Source organism: Stenotrophomonas sp. 86428_Sma, from assembly GCF_056481585.1.
The window spans coordinates 334,666-360,000 of sequence record NZ_CM151156.1 but is presented as its reverse complement, the minus strand read 5'-3'; the positions used below and the strand labels follow the sequence as shown (position 1 = coordinate 360,000).

Annotated in this window: 22 protein-coding genes (1 of these 22 only partly in view); 14 read left to right on the top strand and 8 right to left on the bottom strand. The window is 68.4% G+C overall.

What is annotated here, in order from left to right; translation table 11 throughout:
- Positions 1–614: the 5' portion of a tyrosine--tRNA ligase gene (tyrS, locus tag ACZK3J_RS01580; RefSeq protein ID WP_478476327.1), read on the bottom strand. 598 nt of this gene lie to the left of the window's left edge; only the first 614 of its 1,212 coding nucleotides appear in the window; the start codon lies at positions 612–614; its stop codon lies off the left edge, out of view.
- Between the two features lie 167 nt (positions 615–781).
- Here tyrS and ACZK3J_RS01575 point away from each other — a divergent pair, with 167 nt between their 5' ends.
- Both ACZK3J_RS01575 and ACZK3J_RS01570 read left to right on the top strand, forming a co-directional pair.
- Positions 782–2,254, top strand: coding sequence for a M23 family metallopeptidase (locus ACZK3J_RS01575; RefSeq protein ID WP_032128447.1), 1,473 nt, complete (start codon positions 782–784; stop codon positions 2,252–2,254).
- Positions 2,255–2,319: 65 nt separating this feature from the next.
- Positions 2,320–3,447, top strand: a complete 1,128-nt coding sequence (locus ACZK3J_RS01570; RefSeq protein ID WP_478476326.1) for an anhydro-N-acetylmuramic acid kinase — start codon at positions 2,320–2,322, stop codon at positions 3,445–3,447.
- 70 nt (positions 3,448–3,517) lie between these two features.
- Here ACZK3J_RS01570 and ACZK3J_RS01565 read toward each other — a convergent pair whose 3' ends face one another.
- The 3 genes from ACZK3J_RS01565 to ACZK3J_RS01555 all read right to left on the bottom strand — a co-directional run bounded on the left by ACZK3J_RS01565 (position 3,518) and on the right by ACZK3J_RS01555 (position 5,997).
- On the bottom strand, positions 3,518–3,748 hold the full coding sequence (locus ACZK3J_RS01565; RefSeq protein ID WP_088023589.1) for a hypothetical protein: 231 nt from the start codon (positions 3,746–3,748) through the stop codon (positions 3,518–3,520).
- A gap of 78 nt (positions 3,749–3,826) precedes the next feature.
- Positions 3,827–5,200, bottom strand: a complete 1,374-nt coding sequence (locus tag ACZK3J_RS01560) for an AmpG family muropeptide MFS transporter (protein ID WP_478476325.1) — start codon at positions 5,198–5,200, stop codon at positions 3,827–3,829.
- The gene (locus ACZK3J_RS01555; RefSeq protein ID WP_032128444.1) at positions 5,197–5,997 is read right to left on the bottom strand and encodes an exodeoxyribonuclease III; all 801 of its coding nucleotides are present in this window, start codon (positions 5,995–5,997) and stop codon (positions 5,197–5,199) included. The genes ACZK3J_RS01560 and ACZK3J_RS01555 overlap by 4 nt, the downstream gene beginning before the upstream one ends.
- A gap of 162 nt (positions 5,998–6,159) precedes the next feature.
- Between ACZK3J_RS01555 and pyrE the strand changes: the two genes are divergently transcribed.
- The 8 genes from pyrE to ACZK3J_RS01515 all read left to right on the top strand — a co-directional run bounded on the left by pyrE (position 6,160) and on the right by ACZK3J_RS01515 (position 15,602).
- Positions 6,160–6,819 (top strand): orotate phosphoribosyltransferase, encoded by a 660-nt coding sequence (gene pyrE, locus ACZK3J_RS01550; RefSeq protein WP_010486876.1) that lies wholly within the window; start codon positions 6,160–6,162, stop codon positions 6,817–6,819.
- A gap of 19 nt (positions 6,820–6,838) precedes the next feature.
- Positions 6,839–7,507, top strand: a complete 669-nt coding sequence (locus ACZK3J_RS01545; protein WP_132808905.1) for a hypothetical protein — start codon at positions 6,839–6,841, stop codon at positions 7,505–7,507.
- Between the two features lie 174 nt (positions 7,508–7,681).
- Complete coding sequence (locus tag ACZK3J_RS01540; RefSeq protein WP_005407770.1) at positions 7,682–7,774, top strand: potassium-transporting ATPase subunit F; 93 nt, start codon at positions 7,682–7,684, stop codon at positions 7,772–7,774.
- Positions 7,775–7,786: 12 nt separating this feature from the next.
- Complete coding sequence (gene kdpA / locus ACZK3J_RS01535) at positions 7,787–9,496, top strand: potassium-transporting ATPase subunit KdpA (protein ID WP_478476324.1); 1,710 nt, start codon at positions 7,787–7,789, stop codon at positions 9,494–9,496.
- A 10-nt stretch (positions 9,497–9,506) separates the two neighbouring features.
- Positions 9,507–11,564 (top strand): potassium-transporting ATPase subunit KdpB, encoded by a 2,058-nt coding sequence (kdpB, locus tag ACZK3J_RS01530; protein WP_478476323.1) that lies wholly within the window; start codon positions 9,507–9,509, stop codon positions 11,562–11,564.
- On the top strand, positions 11,561–12,211 hold the full coding sequence (gene kdpC / locus ACZK3J_RS01525; protein ID WP_478476322.1) for a potassium-transporting ATPase subunit KdpC: 651 nt from the start codon (positions 11,561–11,563) through the stop codon (positions 12,209–12,211). Before kdpB ends, kdpC begins: the two co-directional genes overlap by 4 nt.
- A gap of 36 nt (positions 12,212–12,247) precedes the next feature.
- Positions 12,248–14,908 (top strand): ATP-binding protein, encoded by a 2,661-nt coding sequence (locus tag ACZK3J_RS01520; protein ID WP_478476321.1) that lies wholly within the window; start codon positions 12,248–12,250, stop codon positions 14,906–14,908.
- A complete protein-coding gene (locus ACZK3J_RS01515; protein ID WP_004153862.1) occupies positions 14,889–15,602 on the top strand; it encodes a response regulator transcription factor in 714 nt (237 codons plus the stop codon). Before ACZK3J_RS01520 ends, ACZK3J_RS01515 begins: the two co-directional genes overlap by 20 nt.
- 325 nt (positions 15,603–15,927) lie before the next feature.
- On the opposite strand, the gene ACZK3J_RS01510 is transcribed toward ACZK3J_RS01515, so the two are convergent.
- From ACZK3J_RS01510 to coaBC, 3 genes are read right to left on the bottom strand one after another with little or no spacing between them, the layout of a single operon-like run.
- Entirely contained in the window at positions 15,928–18,273 is a 2,346-nt protein-coding gene (locus tag ACZK3J_RS01510) for a phosphomannomutase/phosphoglucomutase (RefSeq protein ID WP_478476320.1), read from the bottom strand.
- A 12-nt stretch (positions 18,274–18,285) separates the two neighbouring features.
- Positions 18,286–18,759: a dUTP diphosphatase gene (dut, locus tag ACZK3J_RS01505; protein WP_032130326.1), complete on the bottom strand. Its 474-nt coding sequence runs from the start codon at positions 18,757–18,759 to the stop codon at positions 18,286–18,288.
- Positions 18,756–20,018: a bifunctional phosphopantothenoylcysteine decarboxylase/phosphopantothenate--cysteine ligase CoaBC gene (gene coaBC, locus ACZK3J_RS01500; protein ID WP_336684376.1), complete on the bottom strand. Its 1,263-nt coding sequence runs from the start codon at positions 20,016–20,018 to the stop codon at positions 18,756–18,758. The genes dut and coaBC overlap by 4 nt, the downstream gene beginning before the upstream one ends.
- A 228-nt stretch (positions 20,019–20,246) precedes the next feature.
- On the opposite strand from coaBC, the gene ACZK3J_RS01495 reads away from it, so the two are divergent.
- The 4 genes from ACZK3J_RS01495 to ACZK3J_RS01480 all read left to right on the top strand — a co-directional run bounded on the left by ACZK3J_RS01495 (position 20,247) and on the right by ACZK3J_RS01480 (position 24,396).
- Entirely contained in the window at positions 20,247–20,891 is a 645-nt protein-coding gene (locus ACZK3J_RS01495) for a response regulator (RefSeq protein WP_182267097.1), read from the top strand.
- 70 nt (positions 20,892–20,961) lie between these two features.
- A complete protein-coding gene (gene radC / locus ACZK3J_RS01490) occupies positions 20,962–21,666 on the top strand; it encodes a RadC family protein (RefSeq protein ID WP_032130338.1) in 705 nt (234 codons plus the stop codon).
- 114 nt (positions 21,667–21,780) lie between these two features.
- A complete protein-coding gene (argS, locus tag ACZK3J_RS01485; protein WP_478476319.1) occupies positions 21,781–23,469 on the top strand; it encodes an arginine--tRNA ligase in 1,689 nt (562 codons plus the stop codon).
- Between the two features lie 21 nt (positions 23,470–23,490).
- Entirely contained in the window at positions 23,491–24,396 is a 906-nt protein-coding gene (locus ACZK3J_RS01480; RefSeq protein ID WP_100437688.1) for an SPOR domain-containing protein, read from the top strand.
- A gap of 154 nt (positions 24,397–24,550) precedes the next feature.
- On the opposite strand, the gene ACZK3J_RS01475 is transcribed toward ACZK3J_RS01480, so the two are convergent.
- Positions 24,551–25,303, bottom strand: coding sequence for an SDR family NAD(P)-dependent oxidoreductase (locus tag ACZK3J_RS01475; RefSeq protein WP_019337645.1), 753 nt, complete (start codon positions 25,301–25,303; stop codon positions 24,551–24,553).
- Positions 25,304–25,335 lie beyond the last annotated feature (32 nt).

The following is a 25,335-nucleotide window of genomic DNA, read 5'->3' as shown; positions in this document are numbered from 1 at the left end:
TGGTGCTCCTGCAGGCCACGGCCCATCAGCAGGTTGAACTTCTGGTCGGTACCGCCCAGCTCCACGTCGGCCTCCAGGGCCACGGAGTCGTAGCCCTGCACCAGCGGGTACAGGAACTCATGGATGGCGATGGACTGCTGGGCGGCGTAGCGCTTGGCGAAGTCGTCGCGCTCGAGCATGCGTGCCACGGTGTGCTGGCCGGCCAGGCGGATCATGTCGGCCGCGCCCATCTTGCCGAACCACTCCGAGTTGAAGCGGACTTCGGTACGGCTGCGGTCCAGCACCTTGAACACCTGCTCCTCATAGGTACGGGCGTTGGCCAGCACGTCCTCGCGGCTGAGCGGCTTGCGGGTGAGGCTCTTGCCGGACGGGTCGCCGATCATGCCGGTGAAGTCGCCGATCAGGAAAATGACCTGGTGGCCGAGGTCCTGGAACTGGCGCATCTTGTTCAGCAGCACCGTGTGGCCCAGGTGCAGGTCGGGCGCGGTGGGGTCGAAGCCGGCCTTGATCCGCAGCGGGCGGCCCTCCTGCAGGCGCGCACGCAGATCCTCGAGCTTGAGGATCTCGTCGGCACCACGGCCGATCTGGGCAAGGGCTTCTTCAATCGAGGACACGTGACTACTCCCGGCAACGCCGATTCTTGTGTGGGGTGTTAAAGCAAAGTTAACCCGATTGGCTTCACAAAAGCCAATGGGCACAAGGGTTTGACGCGGTTTTCTCAGGTGTCTATGGTAACCGGCGATCAGGCCCGCGCTCCCGGGCTGCCAGGAAAAAACCGCCGATGCACAATTCCGAACAAGGGCGCGCACGCAAGCAGCGCTTCCAGGAACGCCTCCACGTCCTGCACGACAACGCCCTGCATCGGAAGCTCAGGCAACATCTTCCCGCCGCCTTCAATGAGCGCTGGACGCGCCGTCATTGGATGCATGCCAGCCTGTTCGCGACGATCGGCGCCCTGGTGGCGACCATCGTCCCGGGTTTCTCGCACACCATCGACGCGCCCTTCGCCGACAGCCACACCAGCCTGGCGCTGCCGTTGCCGCCGCTGACCATGGCCCGCCAGCAGCAGGTGCCCGGAGACAGCTGGCAGGTGCTGCGGGTGCAGCGCGGCCAGACCCTGAGCGACCTGTTCGACAAGGCCGGCATTCCGGCCACCACCCTGCACCGGGTACTGGACCACCCAGGTGCGCGTGAGGCGCTGACCAAGCTGCGCCCGGGTGCCGAGATCGCCTTCGACATGCCGCTGTCCGGTGACCTGCGCAGCATCCGCTTCGACCGCGATGCCGACAACCGGGTGGAACTGAGCCTGGCCGGCGATGACATCAAGGAGAAGGTGACCAAACGCGAGACCTCCACGCGCACCGTGGTCACCAGCGGCGAGATCACCAGCTCGCTGTACGCCGCGGCGCGCCGGGCAGGGCTGTCGCCGTCGGCGATCGCGACGATGACCGACGACATCTTCAAGTACGACATCGACTTCTCGAAGGACCTGCAGCCGGGCGACCGCTTCAGCGTGGTGATGGATGAAACCTGGCGCGAAGGCGAGAAGGTGGACACCAGCAAGATCCTGGCGGCGACGTTCACCACCGGTGGCAAGACCTATTCCGGCTTCCGCTTCGACCGCAACGGCAAGTCCGAGTACTACGACATCAACGGCCGTTCGCTGAAGAAGAGCTTCATCCGCATGCCGATCCCGTTCGCGCGGCTGAGCTCGACCTTTGGCGCGCGCAAGCACCCGGTGCTGGGCAAGATGCGCATGCACAAGGGCGTGGACTACGCCGCGCGCACCGGCACCCCGATCATGGCCGCCGGCGACGCCCGCGTGCAGTTCGCCGGGGTGCAGCGCGGCTACGGCAACGTGGTGATCCTCGACCACGGCCGCGGCCACACCACCCTGTACGGCCACATGTCGCGCTTTGCGAACATCAAGACCGGCCAGCGCGTGGCCCAGGGCACGGTGATCGGCTATGTCGGCTCGACCGGGCTGGCGACCGGCCCGCACCTGCACTACGAATTCCGCGTCAACGGCGAGCACCGCAACCCGCTGACCGTGACCATGCCGCCGCCGGAGCCGCTGAAGGGCGCCGAGCTGGTCGCCTTCCGCGCGCAGACCGCACCGGCGATGGCGCGCATCCAAGGCATGGAGAAGCTGATCTACGCCGACGCCAGCCCGGCACCGACCAGCCGCGACGAGGCCGCCCCCGAGGTGGCTAGCGCCAAGGACAAACAGGCAACCGGCCGCAAGCGCGGCTGAGCCCCTGCGTTGACGAAGAAGGACGCGGCAGCCCAAGCTTGCCGCGTCCTTTTTTTATGCCTGCCATGAACACAACTGTCGACGCTGACGCCCCCCTGTACCTTGGCCTGATGTCGGGCACCAGCGCCGATGGCATCGATGCCGCGCTGGTGCAGTTCCCCAGCGGCGCTGGCTGCCGCTTCGTGCATGGCCTGACCGCCCGCTGGGAGCCGGTGCTGCGGGCGCGGCTGGTGGCACTGGGCGAAGGGGGCCCGCTGGACTCGCTGGAGGAGCTGGGCGAACTGGACGCGCGGATCGCGATCAGCTTCGCTGAAGCCGCCAATCAACTGCTGGCCGAGGCCGGCGTGGACCGCAGCCAGGTCCGCGCGATCGGCTCGCACGGCCAGACCGTGCGCCACCGCCCGCTGGCCAATCCGGCGTTCACCGTGCAGCTGGGCGACGGCAACCGCATTGCCGAACTGACCGGGATCACCACGGTGTCCGACTTCCGCCGCCGCGACGTGGCGGCCGGGGGCCACGGTGCGCCGCTGATGCCGGCCTTCCACCTCGGCATGCTGGGCACGGCTGATGAAGACCGCGCCGTGCTCAACCTGGGCGGGATCGCCAACCTGACCCTGATCCCGCGCGAAGGCGCGGCGCGTGGCTTCGATACCGGCCCGGCCAACGCGCTGATGGATGCCTGGTGCCAGCGCCACACCGGCCGCACCTTTGATGCCGACGGCGCGTATGCCGCCAGTGGCGCGGTGGACGAACGCCTGTTGGCCGGCTGGCGTTCGGAGCCGTGGTTCGCGCTGCCGCCGCCGAAGAGCACCGGCCGTGAGCAGTTCCACCTGGCCTGGGCCGAGGCCCACATGGGCGAAGGCCAGTACGCTGCCGCCGATGTGCAGGCCACCCTGCTGGAGCTGACCGTGGCGACGGTGGCCGATGCGCTGCTGGCGCAGCAGCCGCAGACCCGGCGCCTGCTGGTCTGCGGCGGCGGGGTGCGCAACCGGCAGCTGATGAAGCGGCTGGCTGCACGGCTGCCGGGGGTGCAGGTGGAGTCGAGCGCGGTGCATGGGCTGGACCCGGAGTACGTGGAAGCGATGGGCTTCGCCTGGCTGGCGCAGCGGACGATGGACGGGCTGGCCGGCAACCTGCCGAGCGTGACCGGGGCGACGGGGCCGCGGATCCTGGGGGCGATCCACCTGGCGTGATGTGGTCATCCACGCATGGCGTGGATCTACCGGGAACGGCGGTCGAGCGTGGCTCGACGCTACATGGGCACTAATCGAAGCCCTGCCCTGCGGGCAGGGCCTGCAGGGCGGCGATGGCATCGGAGAGCGCGTCCACTTCGGGATCGCCGAAGCCGGAGCGGACCTCCAGTTCACTGCTGAACAGGCCCTGCTCCAGCAAGGCGGTGCAGGTCTGTTCGTGGGTCCAGCCGCGGGCAACCGCGACACGTCGGATACGTTCCAGCAGCAGCGGGTCCAGGTCCCGCAGCACAACGTCGGCCATGCTCACTTCCCCGTTCGCAAGGCACCGCCCCCTCGGCGCGTCGGGGGCGATGATCCCGCAGACCGGGCGGGCAGGCAATCAGGTGGCGCTTGCGGCCTGGCGACGACGCTGCTGAAGGATCAGCAGGGCGCAGAGGATCACCACCGGGATCGCCACCAGCGCGGTACCGACGAAGAACAGCGCGTAGCCTTCCAGCAGCGTCCGGCCCTGTGCGAGCGTCTGTACCGACCACCCCGAGAGCCCCTTGAGCGCCTTGCCTGGCATCGCGTAGAACGAACTCAGCAGCGCGTACTGGGTTGCGGTGTATCCGATGCTGGTCAGGCTCGACATATAGGCGATCAGCGCCGTACCGGCGAAACCGCTGGCAAAGTTGTCGATTGCCATGGCCACCGCGAAATGGGTGGTGTCCGGGCCCGAATAGGCCAGCCAGGCAAACGCCAGGTTGGAGGCCGGACCCAGCACGGCGCCCACCATCAGCGCCGCCAGCACTCCCCAGCGCACCGAGACCAGGCCCGCCGCAGCAATGCCGACGAAGGTCGCGACCAGGCCCACCGAGCCACGTACAGCGCCAACGGTGTCCTCGTCCAGGCCGAGATCGACGTAGAACGGGTTGGCCATCGGCCCCATGACGAAGTCGGCCAAGCGATAGACGCTGATGGCCACCAGGATCAGGATCGCACCACTACGATGCTCGCGGACGAAGGCGATGAACGGCCCCGCCACGGCGTCGAACAGGCCCCGCGGCGTCCACAGCGAGGTCGCCTGAGCCTGCACGGCAGCCACTTCCCGCGCGGGCTCACGGGCCATGACCACGGCCACCACGCCAAGCGCCATGAGGACGGCCATGATCTCGTACGAGACCTGCCAGCCGACACGGGCCGCGATGATCAGGATCAGCGCATCGGTGACCAGCAATGCGGTGCGATAGCCCAGCGCCGAGGATGAGGTCAGCAGGCCCAGCTGCTCGCTGTTGTCAGCACTTTCAATGCGCCAGGCATCGATGACGATGTCCTGGGTGGCCGAAGCAAACGCCACGATCACGGCCATCACGCCGAACACGACGATGTGCTGCCAGGCGATACCCAGGAACTGGATCTGGCCCCCCTTGGGCTGGACCAGCGCCATGCCGACCAGGCCCACCACCACGACCAGCTGCGACAGCAGCATCCAGCCACGGCGGCGGCCAAAGCGACCGAACAGAGGCACGTCGGTCTTATCGACGATCGGCGCCCACAGGAACTTCATGGTGTAGGCCAGCCCGACCCATGACAGGAAACCGATCGTGCTCAGCTCGATGCCTTCCTTGCGCATCCAGAAGCCGAGCGTGTTGCCCACCAGATAGATCGGCAGGCCGGAACTGAAGCCGAGCAGCAGCATCGCCAGCACCTTGCGCTGGCTCAGGTTGGACACCACCTGCTGCCACGGCCGACGCGGCTTGGCAGCCTCGGTCACAGGTCGTAGTCCACGATGAACGGCGCGTGGTCGGAGAAGCGCTCGTCGCGGTAGATCGAGCAGCTGCGCAGGCGGTCACGCAGGCCCGGGGTGATGAACTGGTAGTCGATGCGCCAACCGACGTTGTTGGCGCGGGCAGCGCCGCGGTTGCTCCACCAGGTGTAGTCCTCGCCGGTGGGGTTGAGCAGGCGGTAGGCGTCAGCCCAGCCACGGCCGGCGGCGACATCGGTGGCCTGGCCATGGTCGGCGCACAGGGCATTGAGCCAGTCGCGCTCTTCCGGCAGGCAGCCCGAGTTCTTCTGGTTGGACTTCCAGTTCTTGATGTCCAGCGCCGAACGCACGATGTTCCAGTCGCCGCACAGCACGTAGTCGCGGCCGCTGCGCGCCCATTCCTCGAGGATCGGCCGCAACCATTCCATCACTTCGAACTTGAAGCCCTGGCGCAGGTCGCCCGAGCTGCCCGACGGGATATAGAAGGAGACCACGCTGAGGTTGCCGTAGCGCGCCTCGATGTAGCGGCCTTCGTCGTCGAACGGGGCCCAGCCGAGCGAGGTGATCACCTGGTCCGGCTCGCGCTTGCTGTAGATCGCCACACCGCTGTAGCCCTTCTTGGTGATGGCGTCGCGGTAGAAGCAGTGGTGGCCGTCCGGGCGGAACATCGGGTCGGTCAGCTGGTCTTCCTGGGCCTTGGTCTCCTGGATGCACAGGACGTCGGCGTCCTGGGACCGGAACCAGTCGAGGAAGCCCTTGGTTGCGGCGGAGCGGATGCCATTGGCGTTGAAACTGATGATGCGCATGCGGGGGACCTGCGGCGGGAAACCGGGCAAGCATACCGGTTGCCCGCGGGGCTGCGCAGTCCGCCAGGCCGGGCCGCGACACCCTTCACAGGGCCCCGGACGAGCGCGAAACGCCCAGCTGGATTAGGATTTGTGCTCCAAATGAAGATGAATCGAGTTTTGATGAGCGACCACCGCCACCGTTTCCTGCAGCTGGCCCTGACCGCCGACGCCCTGCGCTTCGGCCAGTTCACCCTCAAGTCCGGCCGGCTGAGCCCCTATTTCTTCAACGCCGGTCGTTTCGACTCCGGTTCGCTGCTGTCGCAGCTCGGCGCCTGCTACGCCGATGCCATCGATGCCACCGGGATCAAGTACGACGTGGTGTTCGGCCCCGCCTACAAGGGCATTCCGCTGGCCACCGCGATGGCCTGCGAGCTGGCCCAGCGTGGCCGTGACCTGCCGCTGTCGTTCAACCGCAAGGAAGCCAAGGACCATGGCGAAGGCGGCCAGCTGATCGGCGCCGACATGAACGGCAAGCGCGTGCTGATCGTCGACGACGTGATCACCGCTGGCACCGCGATCCGTGAAGCGCTGGGCATCATCCGCGCCGCCGGTGGCACCCCGGCCGGCATCGTGGTGGCGCTGGACCGCCAGGAGATCGCTTCGGAAACCGATCGCCGTTCGGCGGCGCAGTCGGTGGCCGAGGAAGCCGGCATTCCGGTGATCGCCGTGGCGTCGCTGGCCGACCTGCTTGATTTCGCCTCCGGCAACCCGGAACTTGTGGGTTACCGGCAGCCGCTGGAAGCCTACCGGGCCCAGTACGGCGTCCGTTCGATCCGCTGACCGACCCAGGGGAAAGGTCATGTCCCGAGTTCCAGCTGTCCTCTTTGCCGGCCTGCTGCTGGCCGTGCCGTTCACCGTACCGGCGCAGTCGCGCGACAGCGGCAAGACGGAAAAGAAGCTGTACTGCTGGAACGAGGGCAAGGAGCGGATCTGCAGTGATTCGCTGCCGGCCGATGCGGTCAACCATGCCCGCGAGGAGTTCAACGCGAAGAGTGGCCTGCGCAATGCGCAGGTCCAGCGCGCGTTGACCGACGAAGAGCGCGCAGCCGCCAGCACGGAGGCGGCGCAGCAGCAGCTGGACCTGATGGCCGCGCAGACCCGCCAGCGCACCGAGCAGGCGATGCTGACCACCTATGGCAGCGAGGACGACCTGCGCCGGGTGTTCGCCGAGCGCCAGGAAGTGCTGGACAACAACCTGAAGACCGCCGAGTACAACGTCACCAGCCTGCGTGAGTCGCTGGTGGCGCTGCTGGCGGCTGCAGGTGACCGCGAACTGGCCGGTGGCAAGGTGGCCGACAAGCAGGCCGAGGCGATCCGCCAGCGGCACGTGCAACTGCAGTCGCAGCAACGGCTGCAAGCCGGGTTCCTGCAGCAGCAGCAGGCGTTGAAGGCCGAGATCGACAGCACCCTGCAGCGCTATCGCGAGCTGAAGGGGCTGGTGTCGGCGAGCCAGGCTCCGGCGGGCTGACCACGCTCCCGTCGCCGGGCATGGCCCGGCGCTACCCAGGGCCTGGTTACGGATTGGACCACGGAATTTATGCACTCTTTACGCGTCGGCCCGGTCCGGCGCGTAGTGCGTTTATGGGCGGCAGGACGACGATGACGGCCTGAGGTGGAGGGGTTCCACCAGGACGCTATTGCAATGTCCCCCTGGCTGTCGTTGTTGTGTGGCGTGCTGGTGCTGGTCGCCGCCGCCTATCTCCTTTATGTCGTGCTGCGGCCCGAGTCGTTCTGAGCGGAGCCGGCCATGACTGAGATGCTTGTGATTATTGCCGCCAGCCTGCTGCTGGCGTGGCCGCTGGGCCTGTACCTGGCCCGCGTGATGCGTGGCACTCCGATGAAGGTCGACGTGCTGTTCCACTGGATCGAGAAGCCGCTGTACAGGGTGTTCGGGGTCGATCCGTCGCGCTCGATGTCCTGGCGCGGCTACGTGCTGGCCTTCGTGCTGAGCAACGTGGTGGTCGCGGTACTGACCCAGGCGGTGTTCATGACGCAGGCCTGGCTGCCGCTGAATCCGGACCAGATCCCGAACATGCGCTGGGACACCGCGCTGCACACGATGATCTCGTTCCTGACCAACACCAACCAGCAGCACTATTCTGGCCAGGCGCAGCTGTCCTATCTCTCGCAGATGACCGGCATCACCGGCCTGCAGGTGGTGACGCCGATGATGGGCCTGGCGCTGGCAGTGGCGACGCTGCGGGCGTTGTTCTCGCGTGCGCCGCAGGCTGCGGTGGCGACGGGTACCGGCGATGACCGCCAGGTGGCGGTGGGCAACTACTACGTGGACGTGGTGCGCCTGTGCGTGCGCTTCCTGCTGCCGCTGTGCCTGGTGTGGACGTTGCTGCTGACCAGCCAGGGCGTGCCGTCGACGATGGCCGGTGGGCCGCAGGCCACGCCGATCGACGCCAGCGCCGGCATGGCCGAACAGAAGCTGCCGCTGGGCCCGGTCGCGGCGATGGTCGCGGCCAAGCAGCTGGGCGCCAACGGTGGCGGCTGGTACGGCCCGAACAGCAGCTTCCCGCTGGAGAACCCGACGCCGCTGTCGAACGCGCTGGAAATCGTCGGCATCCTGCTGGTGCCGATGGCGGTGATCTTCATGATCGGTGCGTTCACCGGCCGACGTCGCTTCGGCGCCCTGGTGTTCAGCTGCATGCTGGGCATGTCGCTGCTTTCCACCGGCGCGATGATGTGGAGCGAAGGGCATAGCACCAGCGCCGCCACTCCGCTGCTGATGGAAGGCAAGGAGGTGCGCTTCGGCGCCGATGGCACTGCGCTGTGGGCGGCGGTGACCACCCAGGTCTCCAACGGTTCGGTCAACGGCATGCACGATTCGCTGGCACCGCTGAGTGGCGGCATCGCGATGGTCAACATGCTGGTCAGCGCGATCTGGGGCGGCATCGGTTGTGGCCTGCAGCAGTTCATCGTGTACCTGCTGCTGGGTGTGTTCCTGGCCGGGTTGATGACCGGGCGCACGCCGGAACTGTTCGGCCGCAAGCTGGAGACGCCACAGGTGCGCCTGCTGGCCCTGCTGGTGCTGCTGCAGCCGATCACCCTGCTGGTGTTCACCGCGATCACCCTGGCCGTACCCGGCCTGGCAGGGACCTCCAACCCCGGCTTCCATGGCATCAGCCAAGTCTTCTACGAGTACGTCTCGGCCTACGCCAACAACGGTTCGGGCTTCGAAGGGCTGGGTGACGCCACGCTGTGGTGGAACCTGAGCTGCTCGCTGGTACTGCTGCTGGGCCGCTTCCCGCTGCTGATCATTCCGCTGGTGGTGGCCGCACAGCTGGCTGCCAAGCGCCAGGCCCCGGAGTCTGCCGGCAGCCTGCAGATCGAAACCCCGACCTTCGCCCTGACCCTGGTCTCGGTGATCGTCATCCTGACCGTGCTGCAGTTCATGCCGGCGCTGGTACTCGGCCCGATCGCCGACCACCTGAGCCTGGGACTGCACTAAGGACACCCTGATGAGTACCCAAGCAAGTTCAACCCGTAGTACCCATGCAGCGCGCCCTGCCCTGCTGGATGGCGCCGGCCTGCGCCGTGCGCTGGTCGACGCAGTGCGCAAGCTGTCGCCGATGCATCTGGTGCGCAGCCCGATGATGGCGGTGGTGATGGCCGGCACGATCGTGGCCGCGATCGTCACCCTGACCGGCAATGCGCCGCTGGGCTTCGGCCTGGCAGTGACCGTGATCCTGCTGGTGACCGTGCTGTTCGGCAACTTCGCCGAAGCGGTGGCCGAAGCGCGTGGCCGTGGCCAGGCCGCCTCGCTGCGGCGTGCCCGCCAGGACCTGGTGGCACGCCGGCTGGCGGCGCCGCAGCCGGGCGCCGCCGAAACCCAGGTGCCGGCCGCCGAACTGCGCCCGGGCGACCACGTGATCGTCAGTGCCGGTGAGCTGGTGCCGGCCGATGGCGAGATCGTGCAGGGCCTGGCCACCATCAACGAAGCCGCGGTGACCGGCGAATCGGCGCCGGTGCTGCGCGAGGCCGGTACCGACCGTTCCGGCGTGATCGGCGGCACCAAGGTGCTGTCCGACCAGATCATCGTGCGGGTGACCGCCGAGCCGGGCCACAGCTTCCTGGACCGGATGATCGCGCTGGTGGAAGGTGCCAACCGCCAGAAGACCCCCAACGAGATCGCGCTGACCCTGCTGCTGGCGGCGATGACGCTGACCTTCCTGGTGGTGGTGGCGACGCTGCCGGCGATCGGCGCGGCCGTGGGCGTGCAGGTCGATCCGCTGCTGCTGATCGCGCTGCTGGTGTGCCTGATCCCGACCACCATCGGCGGCCTGCTGCCGGCCATCGGCATCGCCGGCATGAACCGTGCGCTGGCCGCCAACGTGCTGGCCAAGTCGGGCAAGGCGGTGGAGGTGGCCGGCGACGTCGACGTGCTGCTGCTGGACAAGACCGGCACCATCACCTACGGCGACCGCCAGGCCAGCCACTTCCATCCGCTGGCCGGCATCGATGCCAGCCAGCTACGCGAGGCCGCACTGCTGTCTTCGCTGGCCGACCCGACCCCGGAAGGCAAGTCGATCGTGCGCCTGGCGCGCGAACAGGGCTGCGCTACCGCCGAACCGGACCACGCCGAGTACCTGGCGTTCAGTGCGCAGACCCGCATGTCCGGCGTGGACCTGGAACATGGGCGGCAGATCCGCAAGGGTGCCGCCGATGCGATCCGTGCCCACGTGCAGGCGCTGGGCGGCAACGTGCCGGCGGAACTGGCCGGGCGCGTCGAGCAGGTCGCGCGCAATGGTGCCACCCCGCTGGTGGTGGCCGAGGGCCGCCATGTGCTGGGCGTGATCGAGCTGTCGGACGTGGTCAAGCACGGCATGCGCGAGAAGTTCGCGCAGCTGCGGGCGATGGGTATCCGCACGGTGATGATCACCGGCGACAACCCGCTGACCGCCGCCGCGATCGCTGCCGAGGCCGGCGTCGATGACTACATCGCCGAAGCCCGTCCGGAAGACAAGCTGGCGCGCATCCGCCAGGAACAGGCCGGTGGCCGCCTGGTGGCGATGGTCGGCGATGGTACCAACGACGCGCCGGCGCTGGCGCAGGCCGACATCGGTCTGGCGATGAACTCCGGTACGCAGGCGGCGAAGGAGGCCGGCAACATGGTCGACCTCGATTCGGACCCGGCCAAGCTGCTGGCGGTGGTGGAAGTAGGCAAGCAGCAGCTGATCACCCGCGGCGCGCTGACCACCTTCTCGCTGGCCAACGACGTCTCCAAGTACTTCGCGATCCTGCCGGCGCTGTTCGCCGCGGCCGTTCCGACCATGGCCGCCTTGAACGTGATGCAGCTGTCGAGCCCGCGCAATGCGGTGCTGGCAGCGCTGATCTTCAACGCCCTGGTGATTCCCGCCCTGATCCCGCTCGCCCTGCGTGGCGTGCGCTTCCGCCCGGCCACTGCAACCGCACTGCTGCGCCGGAACATGCTGGTGTACGGCCTCGGCGGCGTGCTGCTGCCGTTCGCAGCGATCAAGGTAATTGACCTCCTTCTTGTCCTGGTATTCGGCGCATGAACCGTTCCGCTTCCACCTCCACCTCCCTGTCCCGCGAAGCAAAAGCCGAGGCCCGCGTGGCCAGCCTGCAGGACGGCGCCAGCTGGCGCCCGGCGATCGGCCTGGGCCTGGCCACCCTGCTGCTGGCCGGTGCGGTCTACGCCGGTATCGCCACCGGTTTTGCCGGCCTGGCCTACCCGACCCAGGCCGAGGGCAGCCTGCTGCGCGATGGCAACGGCCAGGTACGCGGCTCGGCATGGTTGTCGCAGCCGTTCACCGGTGACGGCTACTTCCAGGCACGTCCGTCAGCGGCCAACTACGACCCGATGGCCGCGGCCGGTTCCAACATGGCGCGCAGCAACCCGGCGTTGGCCGAACGTGTTGCCGCCAGCACGGCTGCGGTGGCCGCGCGCGAAGGTGTCGCCCCGGCACAGGTACCGGCAGACCTGGTCACCCAGTCCGCCGGCGGCCTGGATCCGCAGCTGTCGCCGGCCGCGGCGCAGCTGCAGGTGGCACGCGTGGCGCGCGCCCGTGGCCTGCCGGTGGAACGCGTGCAGGCACTGGTGCAGGCGCATACCGAAGGTCGCCAATGGGGCCTGTTCGGCCAGCCGCGGGTGAACGTGGTGACGCTGAACTTCGCGCTGGACCACGCGGCCAAGGCACCGTGATGCCGGCCTGCACCGGCTGCGCGCACAATGGCACCCATGACTGATGCGCGTACCCGCCAGGCCGATGCCCTGGTCGAAGGCCTGCAACGCGAAGCCGGCGGCAAGCTGACCGTGTTCCTCGGTGCGGCGCCGGGCGTGGGCAAGACCTACACCATGCTGACCCGCGCACAGGAACAGCTGCGCCGCGGTGTCGACCTGGTGGTGGGCCTGGTGGAAACCCACGGCCGCGCCGATACCCAGGCGCTGCTGGAGGGCCTGCCACAGCTGCCGCTGAAGGCAGTGGCCTATCACGGCCACACCCTGCAGGAGATGGACCTGGATGCCGTGCTGGCACGGCATCCGGCGCTGGTGCTGGTGGACGAACTGGCCCATCGCAATGCGCCGGGCAGCCGCCATGAGCGGCGCTGGCAGGACGTGATGGAGCTGCTGGACGCCGGCATCGACGTCTGGACCACGGTCAACATCCAGCATCTGGAAAGCCTCAATGATGTGGTGATGCGCATCACCGGCGTGCGGGTCAGCGAGACCGTGCCCGATGTCGTGCTCGACCGCCTGCACGACATCGTGCTGGTCGACCTGCCGCCACGCGAACTGATCGCGCGCCTGCAGCAGGGCAAGGTCTATGTGCCCGAACAGGCCGCGCAGGCGCTGCAGGCGTTCTTCTCGCCGGCCAACCTGACCGCGCTGCGTGAACTGGCGATGCAGGAAGCCGCCGACCGCGTCGACAGCAGCCTGCGTGAAGCACGCGCCGCACGCGGCGAGAGCAACCTGCCGCTGCGTCGCGGCGTGCTGGTGGCCATTGATGGCGGCGGTCAGAGCGAATACCTGGTGCGGGTGGCGCGTCGCATCGCCGAACGCCGCGATGCGCCGTGGACGGTGGTGACCGTGCAGGGCCGACGCCAGGACGAGGCGACCCGGCGCGAAATCGATGCGGCCTTCGCACTGGCACGGCGCCTGGGCGGCGACGCCGAACTGCTGCACGGATCGAGCATCGCCGATGCCCTGCTCGACCATGCCGCGCACAACGGCGTCTCGACCCTGGTGCTCGGCCGGACCCGCGAACGCCCGCTGGCGCGGATGTTCAACCGCACCCTGACCCAGCAGCTGATCCAGCGCGGCGCGCATTACGAGATCACCATCATCAGCACGCCGCAGGCACGTGCGCGCTCGCGCCGCGAGGGCCTGCTGCCGCCGGTGCGCGGCATCAGCTACGAACCGGCGCAGGCACTGATCGCCACCGCGTTGGCCTGTGCGGTGGCATGGCTGGCCGAACGCTGGGTGGGCATGGCCGATCTGTCGATGGTGTTCATCGTGGCGGTGGTGCTGGTCGCTGCGCGCACGCGCGCCAGCGTGGCGGTGATGGCGGCGATCCTGTGCTTCCTCGCCTACAACTTCCTGTTCATCGCGCCGCGCTTCACCTTCGCCATCGGTGCACGCCAGGGCGTGATCACCGTGTTCCTGTTCCTGGCCGCGGCACTGGTGGCCGGGCGCCTGGCCTCGCGCCTGCGCATGCAGGTGATCGCGCTGCGTGCAGCCAATCGCCATGCGCGTGCGCGCCAGCAGCTGGGCCGCCAACTGGCCAGTGCCGCCGGCAACGGCGAGGTGGCGCAGGCGGGTCGGCATGCACTGGAACAGGCCATGGACGTGCCGGCGTGGCTGCGGATCGGCGCCGATACCGCAACCGGTGGCCGCAGCCAGCCCGGCGACACCGACCTGGCCGCCGCCGACTGGGCGCTGCGCCATGGCCAGCCCAGTGGCCGCTTCACCGACACCCTGGCCGGCGCGCAGTGGTGGTTCCTGCCGTTGCTGGATGGCGAGGACCGCGCGATCGGCGTGGCCGGCCTGTACCTGCCCGGCGCACAGGCGCGCCTGCTGCCCGAACAACGGCAGCTGGCCGAAGCAATGGTCGATGACATCGCGCAGGCCGCGCTGCGCACGCGGCTGGTGGCGGAACTGGAGCAGGCGCACGTCAGCAACGAGACCGAGCGGTTGCGCTCGGCGCTGCTCTCTTCGGTGTCGCACGACCTGCGCTCGCCACTGGCGGCGATGATCGGCTCGGCCGACAGCCTGGCCAGCTATGGTACGGCAATGGATACGGCCGATCGCCGTGCCCTGCTCGACACCATCCTGGTCGAGGGCGAACGGCTGGACCGCTACATCCAGAACCTGCTGGACATGACCCGCCTCGGCCACGAGGGATTGAAGATCAACCGCGACTGGATCGGCGTGGACGAACTGATCGGTTCGGCCGCACGGCGCCTGCAGCGCTACCAGCCGAAGGTGCGGCTGGAGCTGGACATTCCGGCCACGCTGGCGCCGATCTGGGTACACCCGGCGCTGGTCGAACAGGCGGTGTTCAACGTGATGGAAAACGCGGCCAAGTTCTCACCGCCGGATGCTGCCGTGCAGGTGCAGGCGCGTGAACTGGACGGCCAGCTGCGCATCGACGTGATCGATGCCGGCCCCGGCATTCCCGACGACGAGCGTGCGCGCATCTTCGACATGTTCTACAGCGTTGAACGTGGCGACCGTGGCCGCCACGGCACCGGCCTGGGCCTGACCATCTGCCAGGGCATGATCGGCGCGCATGGCGGCAGCGTGCAGGCGCTGCCCGGACGCGACGGTCGCGGTACCCTGATCCGCATCACCCTGCCCCTGCTCAAGCCAGCCTCCCACGATGAGCCCGACCCCGATTGATGCCAGCGTGCCGGCCGCGCGCGTGCTGGTGATCGATGATGAAACCCAGATCCGCCGGTTCCTGGACATCAGCCTGCGCGCGCAGGGCTACCAGGTGCGGCAGGCCGCCACCGGCCAGGAAGGCCTGCAGCTGGCCGCCAGCGAGGACATGGATCTGGTGATCCTGGATATCGGCCTGCCCGACATGGAAGGCCACGAAGTGCTGGAACAGCTGCGGCAGTGGAGCCAGGTGCCGGTGATCATGCTGACCGTGCGCGCCGGCGAGGCGGAGAAGGTGCGTGCGCTGGATACCGGCGCGAATGACTACGTGACCAAGCCGTTCGGCACGCAGGAGCTGATGGCGCGGGTGCGGGCGCTGCTGCGCACGCGCAGCGTGCCCAGTGATGGCACGCCGCCGGTATTCGACGATGGCCACCTGCATGTGGACCTGGTCCGCCGTGAAGTGGCGCTGGATGGCGAGCCGGTAGCGTTGACCCGCAAGGAGTACGCGCTGCTGTCGCTGCTGCTGCGCAACGCCGGGCGGGTGGTGACCCAGCCACAGATCCTGCAGGAGATCTGGGGTCCGACCCACCAGCACGACACCCATTACCTGCGCATCCTGGTCGGCAAGCTGCGGCACAAGCTGGGTGATTCAGCGCTGGATTCGCGCTACCTGTTCACCGAACCGGGCGTCGGGCTGCGGTTCAAGGGGTGAGGGTGTGCCGACCAACGGCCGGCATCCACCAAAGCGAATCCGGAAGAGCATCCACGCATGGCGTGGATCTACTGTGTCGACCAAGGTCGACACCTACCAACAGCGGTCCATGCCATTCCGACAGATCGCGGAAATTGTCTGGGGTGGGGCGGTGTCGGAGTGCGGGGTGTCAGCCGCATGGATGCGGCTGCCAAGCCTACAGGGACGTACTTGCGGCGTCCCCGCACTCCGACACCGCCCCACCATCCCGCGGATAGCCCGCTTTTGATGTTGATGTTGCTGTTGCCGTTGCTTCGGCGGGTGCCGGGCGCAGCCCGGCCCCACCTCAGAACCCCAGCGGGGTGTCGCCCAGCACCGGTTGCAGCTGGCTGCGGAACAGCGCCTGGATGCGTTCCAGCGCCGCCTCGTCATTGCCCTCGAAGCGCAGCACCAGCACCGGCGTGGTGTTGGAGGCGCGCACCAGGCCCCAGCCATCGGGGAAGTCCACGCGCAGGCCGTCGATGGTCGACAGGCGACCTCCCACATATGGGTTGTCCGGCGACTGCGCCGCCGCCACCAGCATCGCCACCAGCGCATGCGGCGTGCCTTCGGCCACCGGCACCTTCAGCTCCGGCGTGGCCACCATCTCCGGCAGCTCTGCCAGTACCTCGTCCGGAGTCTCCTCGCGCTGGGCCAGGATCTCCAGCAGGCGCGCAGCCGCATACAGGCCATCGTCGAAACCGAACCAGCGCTCCTTGAAGAAGAAGTGGCCGCTCATCTCGCCGGCCAGCTCGGCATCGGTCTCGCGCATCTTCGCCTTCATCAGCGAATGCCCGGTCTTCCACATCAGCGGGCTGCCACCATTGCGCAGCACGTGGTCGGACAGCTTGCCGGTGCACTTCACGTCGTAGATCACCATCGCGCCCGGATTGCGCATCAGCACGTCGGCGGCGAACAGCATCAGCAGGCGGTCGGCATAGATGATCTTTCCTTCGCCGGTGACCACGCCCAGGCGGTCACCGTCGCCATCGAAGGCGACGCCGAGATCGGCACCGAAGCGCTTCACCGTCTGCACCAGGTCTTCCAGGTTGGCCGGCTCGCTGGGGTCGGGATGATGGTTGGGGAAGGTACCGTCGACATCGCAGTACAGCGGGATGACTTCCGCACCGATCGCTTCCAGCAGCTGCGGCGCGAGCGCGCCGGCCACGCCGTTGCCGGCATCGGCCACGACCTTCAACGGGCGGTCCAGCTGCACGTCGTCGGCGATGCGCTGGATGTAGTCGGCACTGACATCGCGCTGCTGGTAATCGCCCGGCTCGGCGGCCTGTACCAGGCGGCCTTCGACGATGCGCTGGTACAGATCGGTGATGGCATCACCGGACAACGTCTCGCCGCCGATGACCACCTTGAAACCGTTGTACTCGGGCGGGTTATGGCTGCCGGTGACCGCCACGCAGGTGCCGGTACGCAGATGGAAGGCGGCGTAGTACACGACCGGGGTCGGTGCCAGGCCGATGTCGATCACCGCGCAACCGGCGCGCCTCAGGCCCTCGGCCAACCCTGCGGCCAGTTCCGGGCCGGACAGGCGGCCGTCGCGGCCGATCACCACCTCGCGCAGGCCCTGCTCCAGGGCCACGGTGCCGATGGCCTGGCCGATCAGCGCCGCCGTTTTCGGCGTCAGTTCACTGCCAACCACGCCGCGGATGTCGTAGGCGCGGAAGATACCGGCCGCCAGTTCCTCGGCCGGAACCGGTGGCGGGGGCGGCGGTGCACTATCAGTTGTGCTGGCCTCGGCCACCGGCGGCGGCGCCATCTGCAGGCTCTCGCTCAGGGTCGGGCCATGATCGGCTTCCGCCACGGTCGCCCGGCGCGGCAGCGGCAGCGACTTCGGCAGGCGGCCGCGCCCCACCACCAGCAGCACGGCGATGAACGCCAGCAGCAGCGCAACGATGGCGCTGGCCAGCGAACCCAGGCCCAGCGGACCAGGTTCGACATTGGGTACCGCGGCCACCAGCCGCAACGGCGTCCCCGGAATCGGCCGCGCCAGTGCTTCGGCGCTTTCGGCCAGGGCGGCATCGCCTTGGGCGACGAGGTCATGCGCGCCCTGGCGCAGGCCAAGGAAACCGGCCGATGGCGCACTCACCTGGTCCAGCGGTGAGGTCAGCCGCAGCAATGGCTGGCGCACGTAGAGCACCGCCGGGCCGAGACTGCCCAGTTGAACCGGCGCTGCCAGGCCCAGGCGATTGCCACCGCCATCGCGGACAACGCGCAGGCTGGGCTTGCCTTCGGCCAATGCCGCTTCCAGCAGCGCCAATCGGGCATAGCCAAAGGCGGCCGGGGCGGCGTAGGCGTTGGCCAGATCGGCGGCCAGTACCTCGGCGTGCTCGACGCCGGTCCAGCTCTCGCGGACCGCGAGTGCCGCCGCAGCGGCATCACCGGCCTGCAGCGCCTGCTGCACGCGCTCGTTCTTCAGCTGCTGCTGCAGCTGCTTCAGCTGGCCGGCAGCGGCCTCCTGCAGGCCCTGCACGGCCTGGTCACGTGCAGCTTCCAGCGCCTGGCCGTTGGCCTCCTGGCGCCATTGCTGCACTGCGCTCCATCCGAACCAGCCGGCCAGCAGGATCAGCAGCACCCCCAGTAGTGGCGCACTGCGTCCCAACGACCGTCCCCGCTGTCCTTCCCCGATGCCGCTCATCGATGTCCCCTGTCAACGCACCCCGGTATGGCCGAATCCACCCGTTCCCCGCACGCTGTCGGTGAAAGTATCCACCACCTGCAGGCTGACGCGGGCAATCGGCACGATCACCAGCTGCGCGATGCGATCGCCCGGCTCGATGGTGAAGGCCTCGCGGCCACGGTTCCAGACGCTGATCAGCAGCGGGCCCTGGTAATCGGCGTCGATCAGGCCGGTGCCATTGCCGAGCACGATGCCGTGGCGATGGCCCAGCCCCGAGCGCGGCAGGATCACCGCGCACAGGTTCGGGTCGGCAATGTGGATGGCCAGGCCGCTGGGCACCAGCGCGGTGTCACCCGGCTGCAGGGTCAGCGCGGTATCCAGCGCCGCGCGCAGGTCCATGCCGGCGCTGGCTTCGGTGGCGTAGGCCGGCAGCGGCCAGCTGTCGCCGAAGCGCGGATCGAGCAGCTTGACCTGCAGCGGTTGGGAAGTGAAAGCCTGGGTCATGCCTGGAGTCTCCGCGCGATCAGCGCCAGCAGTTGTTCGGCCAGCTCACGCTTGGAGGTGGCCGGGAATACCTGTTCACCGTCCTGCCAGAAGGCCGTGGCGGCATTGTTGTCGCTCTCGAAACCGCCGCCGCTGATGCCGACCTGGTTGGCGATCACCAGGTCCAGGCGCTTGTCGACCAGCTTGCCACGCGCGTATTTCTCCACGTCGTGGGTTTCGGCGGCAAAGCCGACCACCAGCTTCAGCGACTGCGTCTGCGCAGCCACCTCGGCAAGGATGTCCGGCGTGCGCACCAGCTCGATCACCAGCGACTGGCTGTCGGCGGTCTTCTTCAGCTTCTGCGGCGCGACCTGGCGCGGCGTGTAGTCGGACACTGCAGCGGCACCGATATAGATGTCGGCCGGCAGCGACTTCAGCACGGCATCGCGCATCTGCGCAGCCGAGCGCACGTCCACACGCTGCACGCCGGGCGGCGTCGGCAGCTGTACCGGGCCGCTGACCAGCACCACCTGAGCACCCATCGCGGCGGCGGCCGCGGCCAGGGCAAAGCCCATCTTGCCGCTGCTGCGGTTGCCGACATAGCGCACCGGATCGATGTCTTCATAGGTCGGGCCGGCGCTGATCAGCAGGCGCAGGCCCTGCAGCGCGCGGGTTTCCGGCGCGGCAACGGACGCCGCGCTGCTGCCATTGGCGGCCAGCGCGGCCACGATGTCGCCCGGTTCGGCCAGACGCCCCGGACCGGACTCGCCTTCGGCCAGCGGGCCATCGACCGGGCCGATCACCTGCGCGCCGCGCTGGCGCAGCAGGGCGATGTTGGCCTGGGTGGCCGGGTGCAGCCACATGCGATGGTTCATCGCCGGGCAGATCGTCAACGGCGCGGTACTGGCCAGGCACAGCGTGCTGACCAGGTCATCGGCATGGCCCTGGGCCAGCCGGGCCAGCAGATCGGCGGTTCCCGGGGCAACCACGATGCGGTCGGCCCAGCGCGCCAGCTCGATGTGGCCCATGGCCTGTTCGGCGGCGCTGTCCCACAGCGTGGTGCGGGTGGGCTGCCCGGACAGGGCCTGGAAACTGAGCGGAGTGACGAACTGCTGGGCACCGGCGGTCATCGCCACCTGCACCTGGGCACCGGCGTCGCGCAGGCGCCGCACCAGTTCCAGGGCCTTGTAGGCCGCGATCCCGCCTCCGACGCACAACAGCAGTTTCTGACCTTCCAGCGCGCGGGCCTGCGCGGGGGAAGCGTTGGGGGAGTCAGCCACCTGGAATTCCTGTGCAAACGAGGGCGCTAGCTTACCCGATGGTCGGTAATGTCCCGGTGCAGGGTGCACATAGCGGACAGCTATCAGTAGATGGAGCGCGCTGCGCCTGACCCTGGGTCAGCCGGGCATCGGTTTCGGACCTTTCCTATACCTCTACGGGTCTGCGCTTTTGCAGAATCAGGCATTGGCTGCCGTCTGCCGTGGCCTGTTCGACCTTCGAGGAGCCTCGTGCATCCACGCATCATCATTGCCGACGACCATCCCGTGGTCCTGCATGGCATCCGTATCGTGCTGCAGACCCACCTGATGGACATCGTCGGCAGTGCACGTGACGGCGCCCAGCTGCTGGAGCTGGTGGACCACCACGACTGCGATGCGGTGCTGACCGACCTGTCGATGCCGGGTGACGGCCCGGACGGTCCAGAGCTGATCGACGCGCTGCGCGTGCGTCACCCCGGGCTGCCGGTGGTGGTGCTGACCGGCGCCCGCCATCCCGGGCTGCTGGACGGACTGCTGCGCGAGGGCATCAGTGGGCTGGTCGACAAATGCGCCGATTTCGCCGAACTGCCGCAGGCACTGAACGCCGCACTGGCCGGGCAGGTCTTCGTCTCCCAGCAGCTGCGCCACCACCTGCAGGCGCGCGACCTGCTGTTTCCACGCGAACCGTCGCCGCTGTCGGCGCGGGAACAGGAAGTGCTGGATCTGCTGGCGGCCGGGCTCAGCGTGAATGCCGTCGCCGAGCGTTGCGGGCGCAGCCCGAAGACCATCAGCCGGCAGAAGGCCGAAGCCAAGCGCAAGCTGGGCCTGCAGAACAACCAGGAACTGTTCGACTATCTGCAGACCCGGCGCGGGCTGCAGACCCGGCGCGGGTGAGGCATCGCCCGACCCGGTGCTGCGGTATGCACCGATGGGAGCCGCCACGCAGGCTGGCGATGATGCAGGCATGCCCATCCATGACTGGCCCGAACAGGAACGCCCCCGCGAGAAGCTGATCGCGCGCGGGCCCACGGCACTTTCCGACGCCGAACTGCTGGCCCTGTTTCTCGGCTCCGGGTTCGGTGGCCGCGATGCCGTGCAGACCGCGCGCGACCTGCTGCAGGCGCACGGCCCGTTGCGGGTGCTGCTGGACCGCCCCGCGCGTGACCTGGCCCGCCTGCCCGGGCTCGGCCCGGCGCGCAGCTGTACGCTGGCTGCCGGGCTGGAACTGGCCCACCGCTACCTGGCTGCCGAGCTGGAACACGGCGAAGCGGTCGGCAACAACCCGGCCGCGGTCGGCCGCTATCTGCAGCACCGCCTGCGCGGGCAGGCCCGGGAGATCTTCATGGCCCTGTTCCTGGACAACCGGCACCGGCTGATCGCCTGCGAGGAGCTGTTCCACGGCACCATCAACGCCGCACCGGTCTACCCCCGCGAAGTGGTGCGGCGCGCCCTGCTGCACAACGCGGCAGCGGTGATCCTCAGCCACAACCACCCTTCCGGCGACCCGGAACCCTCCAGCGCCGATACCCGCATCACCGACGAACTGCAGCAGGCACTGGCGATGGTGGACGTGCGCCTGCTGGACCACTTCGTGGTCGGTGAGGGCCGCCCCGTTTCGTTTGCTGAACGAGGCCTGCTGTCGCCGCCCCAGCCCCGCCTGTTCGGCTGAGCGCCCGCCCTCCAGGCGCCATCGGTCGCCCCCACAGGCAGGTTTCGGTCAGCGTGGCCGCTGGTATCTGCGCTAAAATGGGCGATTCCGCCGCTCATTCTCACAGCAGGCCTCGTGAAAAATCTCCTCCGCGCCCTGATCAGCCAAGGCATCGAAGCCTTGCGCGCCAATGGCACCCTGCCCGCCGACTCCCTGCCGCCGGACTTCGTGGTCGAGCGCCCGAAGACCCGTGACCACGGCGACTTCGCCACCAATGCCGCGATGCTGCTGGCCAAGGCCGCGCGCAGCAATCCGCGCGCACTGGCACAGGCGCTGGTCGAGGCACTGCCGCGCAGCGAGGACGTCAGCAAGGTCGAGATCGCCGGCCCCGGCTTCATCAATTTCCACCTGGCGCCGGCCGCGTACCAGCGTGAAGCCGCGTCGGTCATCAAGGAAGCCCACGACTACGGCCGCAACCTGTCCGGCAATGGCCGCACGGTGGGCGTGGAGTACGTGTCGGCCAACCCGACCGGCCCGCTGCATGTCGGCCATGGCCGCGCGGCGGCGATCGGCGACTGCGTGGCGCGTGTGCTCGACGCCAACGGCTGGAACGCCAAGCGTGAGTTCTACTACAACGACGCCGGCGTGCAGATCGAGAACCTGACGCTGTCCACCCAGGCGCGGATCAAGGGCATCGCGCCGGACCAGGATGGCTGGCCGGAAGGTGGCTACCGCGGTGAATACATCGCCGACGTCGCCCGCGCCTACATGGCCGGCGCCAGCGTCGATCTGGAAGGCAGCACCGTGGTCGGTGCCAAGGACCCGGACGACATGCAGGCGATCCGCCGCTTCGCTGTGGCCTACCTGCGCAACGAGCAGAATCTGGACCTGGCCGCGTTCGGCGTCGACTTCGACATCTATTTCCTGGAAAGCTCGCTGTACGCCGACGGCAAAGTCGCCGAAGCGGTCGCCAAGCTGCAGGCCTCGGGTCATACCTATGAAGAAGGTGGCGCGCTGTGGCTGCGCAGCACCGACTTCGGTGACGACAAGGACCGCGTGATGCGCAAGTCCGACGGCACCTTCACCTACTTCGTGCCGGACGTGGCCTACCACCTGTCCAAGTGGCAGCGCGGCTACGAGCGCGCGATCACCGAGCTCGGCGCCGATCACCATGGTTCGCTGGCACGCGTGCGCGCCGGTCTGCAGGCGATGGAAGTGGGCATCCCGCAGGGCTGGCCGGAGTACGTGCTGCACCAGATGGTCACCGTCATGCGTGGCGGCGAGGAAGTGAAGCTGTCCAAGCGTGCCGGCAGCTACTTCACCCTGCGCGACCTGATCGAGGAGGCCGGCCGCGATGCCACCCGCTGGTTCCTGATCGCGCGCAAGCCCGATTCGCAGCTGACCTTCGACATCGACCTGGCCCGCCAGCAGAGCAACGACAACCCGGTGTTCTACGTGCAGTACGCGCACGCCCGCGTCTGCAGCCTGCTGCGCCAGGCACAGGAGAAGGGCCTGGTGTACGAACAGGGCAATGGCCTGGCCAACCTCGGCCGCCTGGCCGACGACGCCTCGCTGCTGCTGATGAACGAGATCTCGCGGTACCCGGAAGTGGTGGAGGCGGCCGGCGTGGCGCTGGAACCGCATCTGGTGGCGCAGTACCTGCGTGAATTGGCGCACGCGTTCCACACGTGGTATCACGGGACGCCGGTGCTGGTGGAAGACGCTGCGGATCGCAACGCCAAGCTGACCCTGGCCTGCGCCGCGCGCCAGGTGCTGGCCAACGGCCTCGAACTCCTGGGCGTCAGCGCCCCGGAAAAAATGTAAGCATCAGGAGACGCAGTACACATGGCAGCACGACGCGGCAAAAACCAGGCACGACGCAACAGCAGCAGCCAGGGCACACCCGGATGGGTGTGGCTGGTCGCTGGCGTGGCGATTGCGGCCGTGGTGTTCCTGGCGGCGCCGAACCTGTTCAAGGGCGAAGGCGATGGCTTCCTGCGCGCCGGTCCGCAGCCGAACCCGAACGCGCAGCCTGCCCCGGTCGCTGATGCCGACAGCGATGTCGGCACCCAGCCGGCCGCGCAGCCGGCCACGCCGAAGCCGGCCGAACCGGAAAAGCCGGCCGCCACCCAGTACGACTTCTACACCCTGCTGCCGGGCAAGGAAGTTGAAATGTCCGACGCCGAACTGGCTGCCAGCGCGCGTGCAGAAGACCAGCGCCGGGCCAAGGCTGAAGCGCAGCGCGCGCAGGCGGCACTGGAAGGCAAGCCGGTTCCGCCGCCAGCGGCTACCGCGCCCGCACCGACGGCAACCGCCAGCGTGGCCAGTACCGCGCCGGTGACCGCCACCAGCCGTCCGCTGCCGGCACCGCTGAGCGAACGACCGGCTGCGGCAACGCCTCCGGCCAGCACGCCGACGGCGTCGACCAGCACCGCCGCCGCCACTCCGGCAGCGCGTGCGGAAACCGCGCCGACCGCGGCCACTCCCCCGGCCGCTGCGGCACCGGCTGCCGCCGACAATGCCCGCTACATCCTGCAGGCGGGTGCGTTCGGTGCCTCCGGCGATGCCGAAGCGACCAAGGCCAAGCTGGCGATGATGGGCCTGGCGGCACGCGTCGAATCGGCGCAGATCAACGGCAAGACCGTGTACCGCGTGCGCATGGGACCGTATGGCAGTGCAGGTGAACTGTCTGAAGCCAAGCAGAAGCTGGATGGCACCGGCCTGCAGGCGATGGCGATCAAGGCACAGTGAGTCTGCCGAAGTGAATGAAAAAGCCGGGCACAGCCCGGCTTTTTTTTGTCTGTGTAGAGTCGAGCTTGCTCGACTGCCGTTCAAAGCAGTCGAGCAAGCTCGACTCTACAAAGGGCGAAGGGCAGTCGAGCAAGCTCGACTCTACAGACGGCGGTCAGCCTTCGCGGGCGACCTGGAAACCGGCGAAGGACTGGCTGACCGGCATCAGTTCAAGGCGATTGATGTTCAGGTGCGGCGGCAGGCTGGCCACCCAGAAGATCTGTTCGGCGATGTCTTCGGCGGTCATCGGGTTGGCGCCGGTGTAGAGCTTGTCCGACGCCGCCTGGTCGCCATGGGTACGCACCACGGTGAACTCGGTTTCGGCCATGCCCGGCTCGATCGTGGTCACGCGCACGCCGGTGCCGTGCAGGTCCGAACGCAGGCCGAGCGAGAACTGGCTGACGAAAGCCTTGGTGCCACCGTAGGCATTGCCGCCCGGGTACGGGTAGACGCCGGCCACCGACGAAATGTTGATGATTGCGCCCTTGCGCTCCACCAGCTGCGGCAGCAGGCGGTGGGTCAGCGTCACCAGCGCGGTGATGTTGGTGTCGATCATCGTGGTCCAGTCCGACAGCTTGGCGCTCTGTGCCGGCGCGGTGCCCTGCGCCAGGCCGGCGTTGTTGACCAGCAGATCGATCTCGCCAAAGGCCGGCGGCAGTGCCAGCAGCGCCGCTTCCATCGCCACCGGATCGCGGATGTCGAAGGCGGCGGCATGCACCACGTCCTTGCCGTAGCGCTCGACCAGCGGCTGCAGGCGTTCGCCGCGGCGGCCGGTGGCGATCACCTTCCAGCCCGCCTGGGCGAAGCGGTGGACGGCGGCGGCGCCGAAGCCGGACGTGGCGCCGGTAATCAGGACAGTGCGGGTCATCAGGCAACTCCAGGGGGAAAAACCAGACCCCC

Coding starts and splice junctions, on each gene's coding strand:
- ACZK3J_RS01575 (WP_032128447.1), top strand. CDS start 782: ATGCACAATTCCGAACAAGGGCGCGCACGCAAGCAGCGCTTCCAGGAA.
- ACZK3J_RS01570 (WP_478476326.1), top strand. CDS start 2,320: ATGAACACAACTGTCGACGCTGACGCCCCCCTGTACCTTGGCCTGATG.
- ACZK3J_RS01565 (WP_088023589.1), bottom strand. CDS start 3,748: ATGGCCGACGTTGTGCTGCGGGACCTGGACCCGCTGCTGCTGGAACGT.
- ACZK3J_RS01555 (WP_032128444.1), bottom strand. CDS start 5,997: ATGCGCATCATCAGTTTCAACGCCAATGGCATCCGCTCCGCCGCAACC.
- pyrE (WP_010486876.1), top strand. CDS start 6,160: ATGAGCGACCACCGCCACCGTTTCCTGCAGCTGGCCCTGACCGCCGAC.
- ACZK3J_RS01545 (WP_132808905.1), top strand. CDS start 6,839: ATGTCCCGAGTTCCAGCTGTCCTCTTTGCCGGCCTGCTGCTGGCCGTG.
- ACZK3J_RS01540 (WP_005407770.1), top strand. CDS start 7,682: ATGTCCCCCTGGCTGTCGTTGTTGTGTGGCGTGCTGGTGCTGGTCGCC.
- kdpA (WP_478476324.1), top strand. CDS start 7,787: ATGACTGAGATGCTTGTGATTATTGCCGCCAGCCTGCTGCTGGCGTGG.
- kdpB (WP_478476323.1), top strand. CDS start 9,507: ATGAGTACCCAAGCAAGTTCAACCCGTAGTACCCATGCAGCGCGCCCT.
- kdpC (WP_478476322.1), top strand. CDS start 11,561: ATGAACCGTTCCGCTTCCACCTCCACCTCCCTGTCCCGCGAAGCAAAA.
- ACZK3J_RS01520 (WP_478476321.1), top strand. CDS start 12,248: ATGACTGATGCGCGTACCCGCCAGGCCGATGCCCTGGTCGAAGGCCTG.
- ACZK3J_RS01515 (WP_004153862.1), top strand. CDS start 14,889: ATGAGCCCGACCCCGATTGATGCCAGCGTGCCGGCCGCGCGCGTGCTG.
- ACZK3J_RS01510 (WP_478476320.1), bottom strand. CDS start 18,273: ATGAGCGGCATCGGGGAAGGACAGCGGGGACGGTCGTTGGGACGCAGT.
- dut (WP_032130326.1), bottom strand. CDS start 18,759: ATGACCCAGGCTTTCACTTCCCAACCGCTGCAGGTCAAGCTGCTCGAT.
- radC (WP_032130338.1), top strand. CDS start 20,962: ATGCCCATCCATGACTGGCCCGAACAGGAACGCCCCCGCGAGAAGCTG.
- ACZK3J_RS01480 (WP_100437688.1), top strand. CDS start 23,491: ATGGCAGCACGACGCGGCAAAAACCAGGCACGACGCAACAGCAGCAGC.
- ACZK3J_RS01475 (WP_019337645.1), bottom strand. CDS start 25,303: ATGACCCGCACTGTCCTGATTACCGGCGCCACGTCCGGCTTCGGCGCC.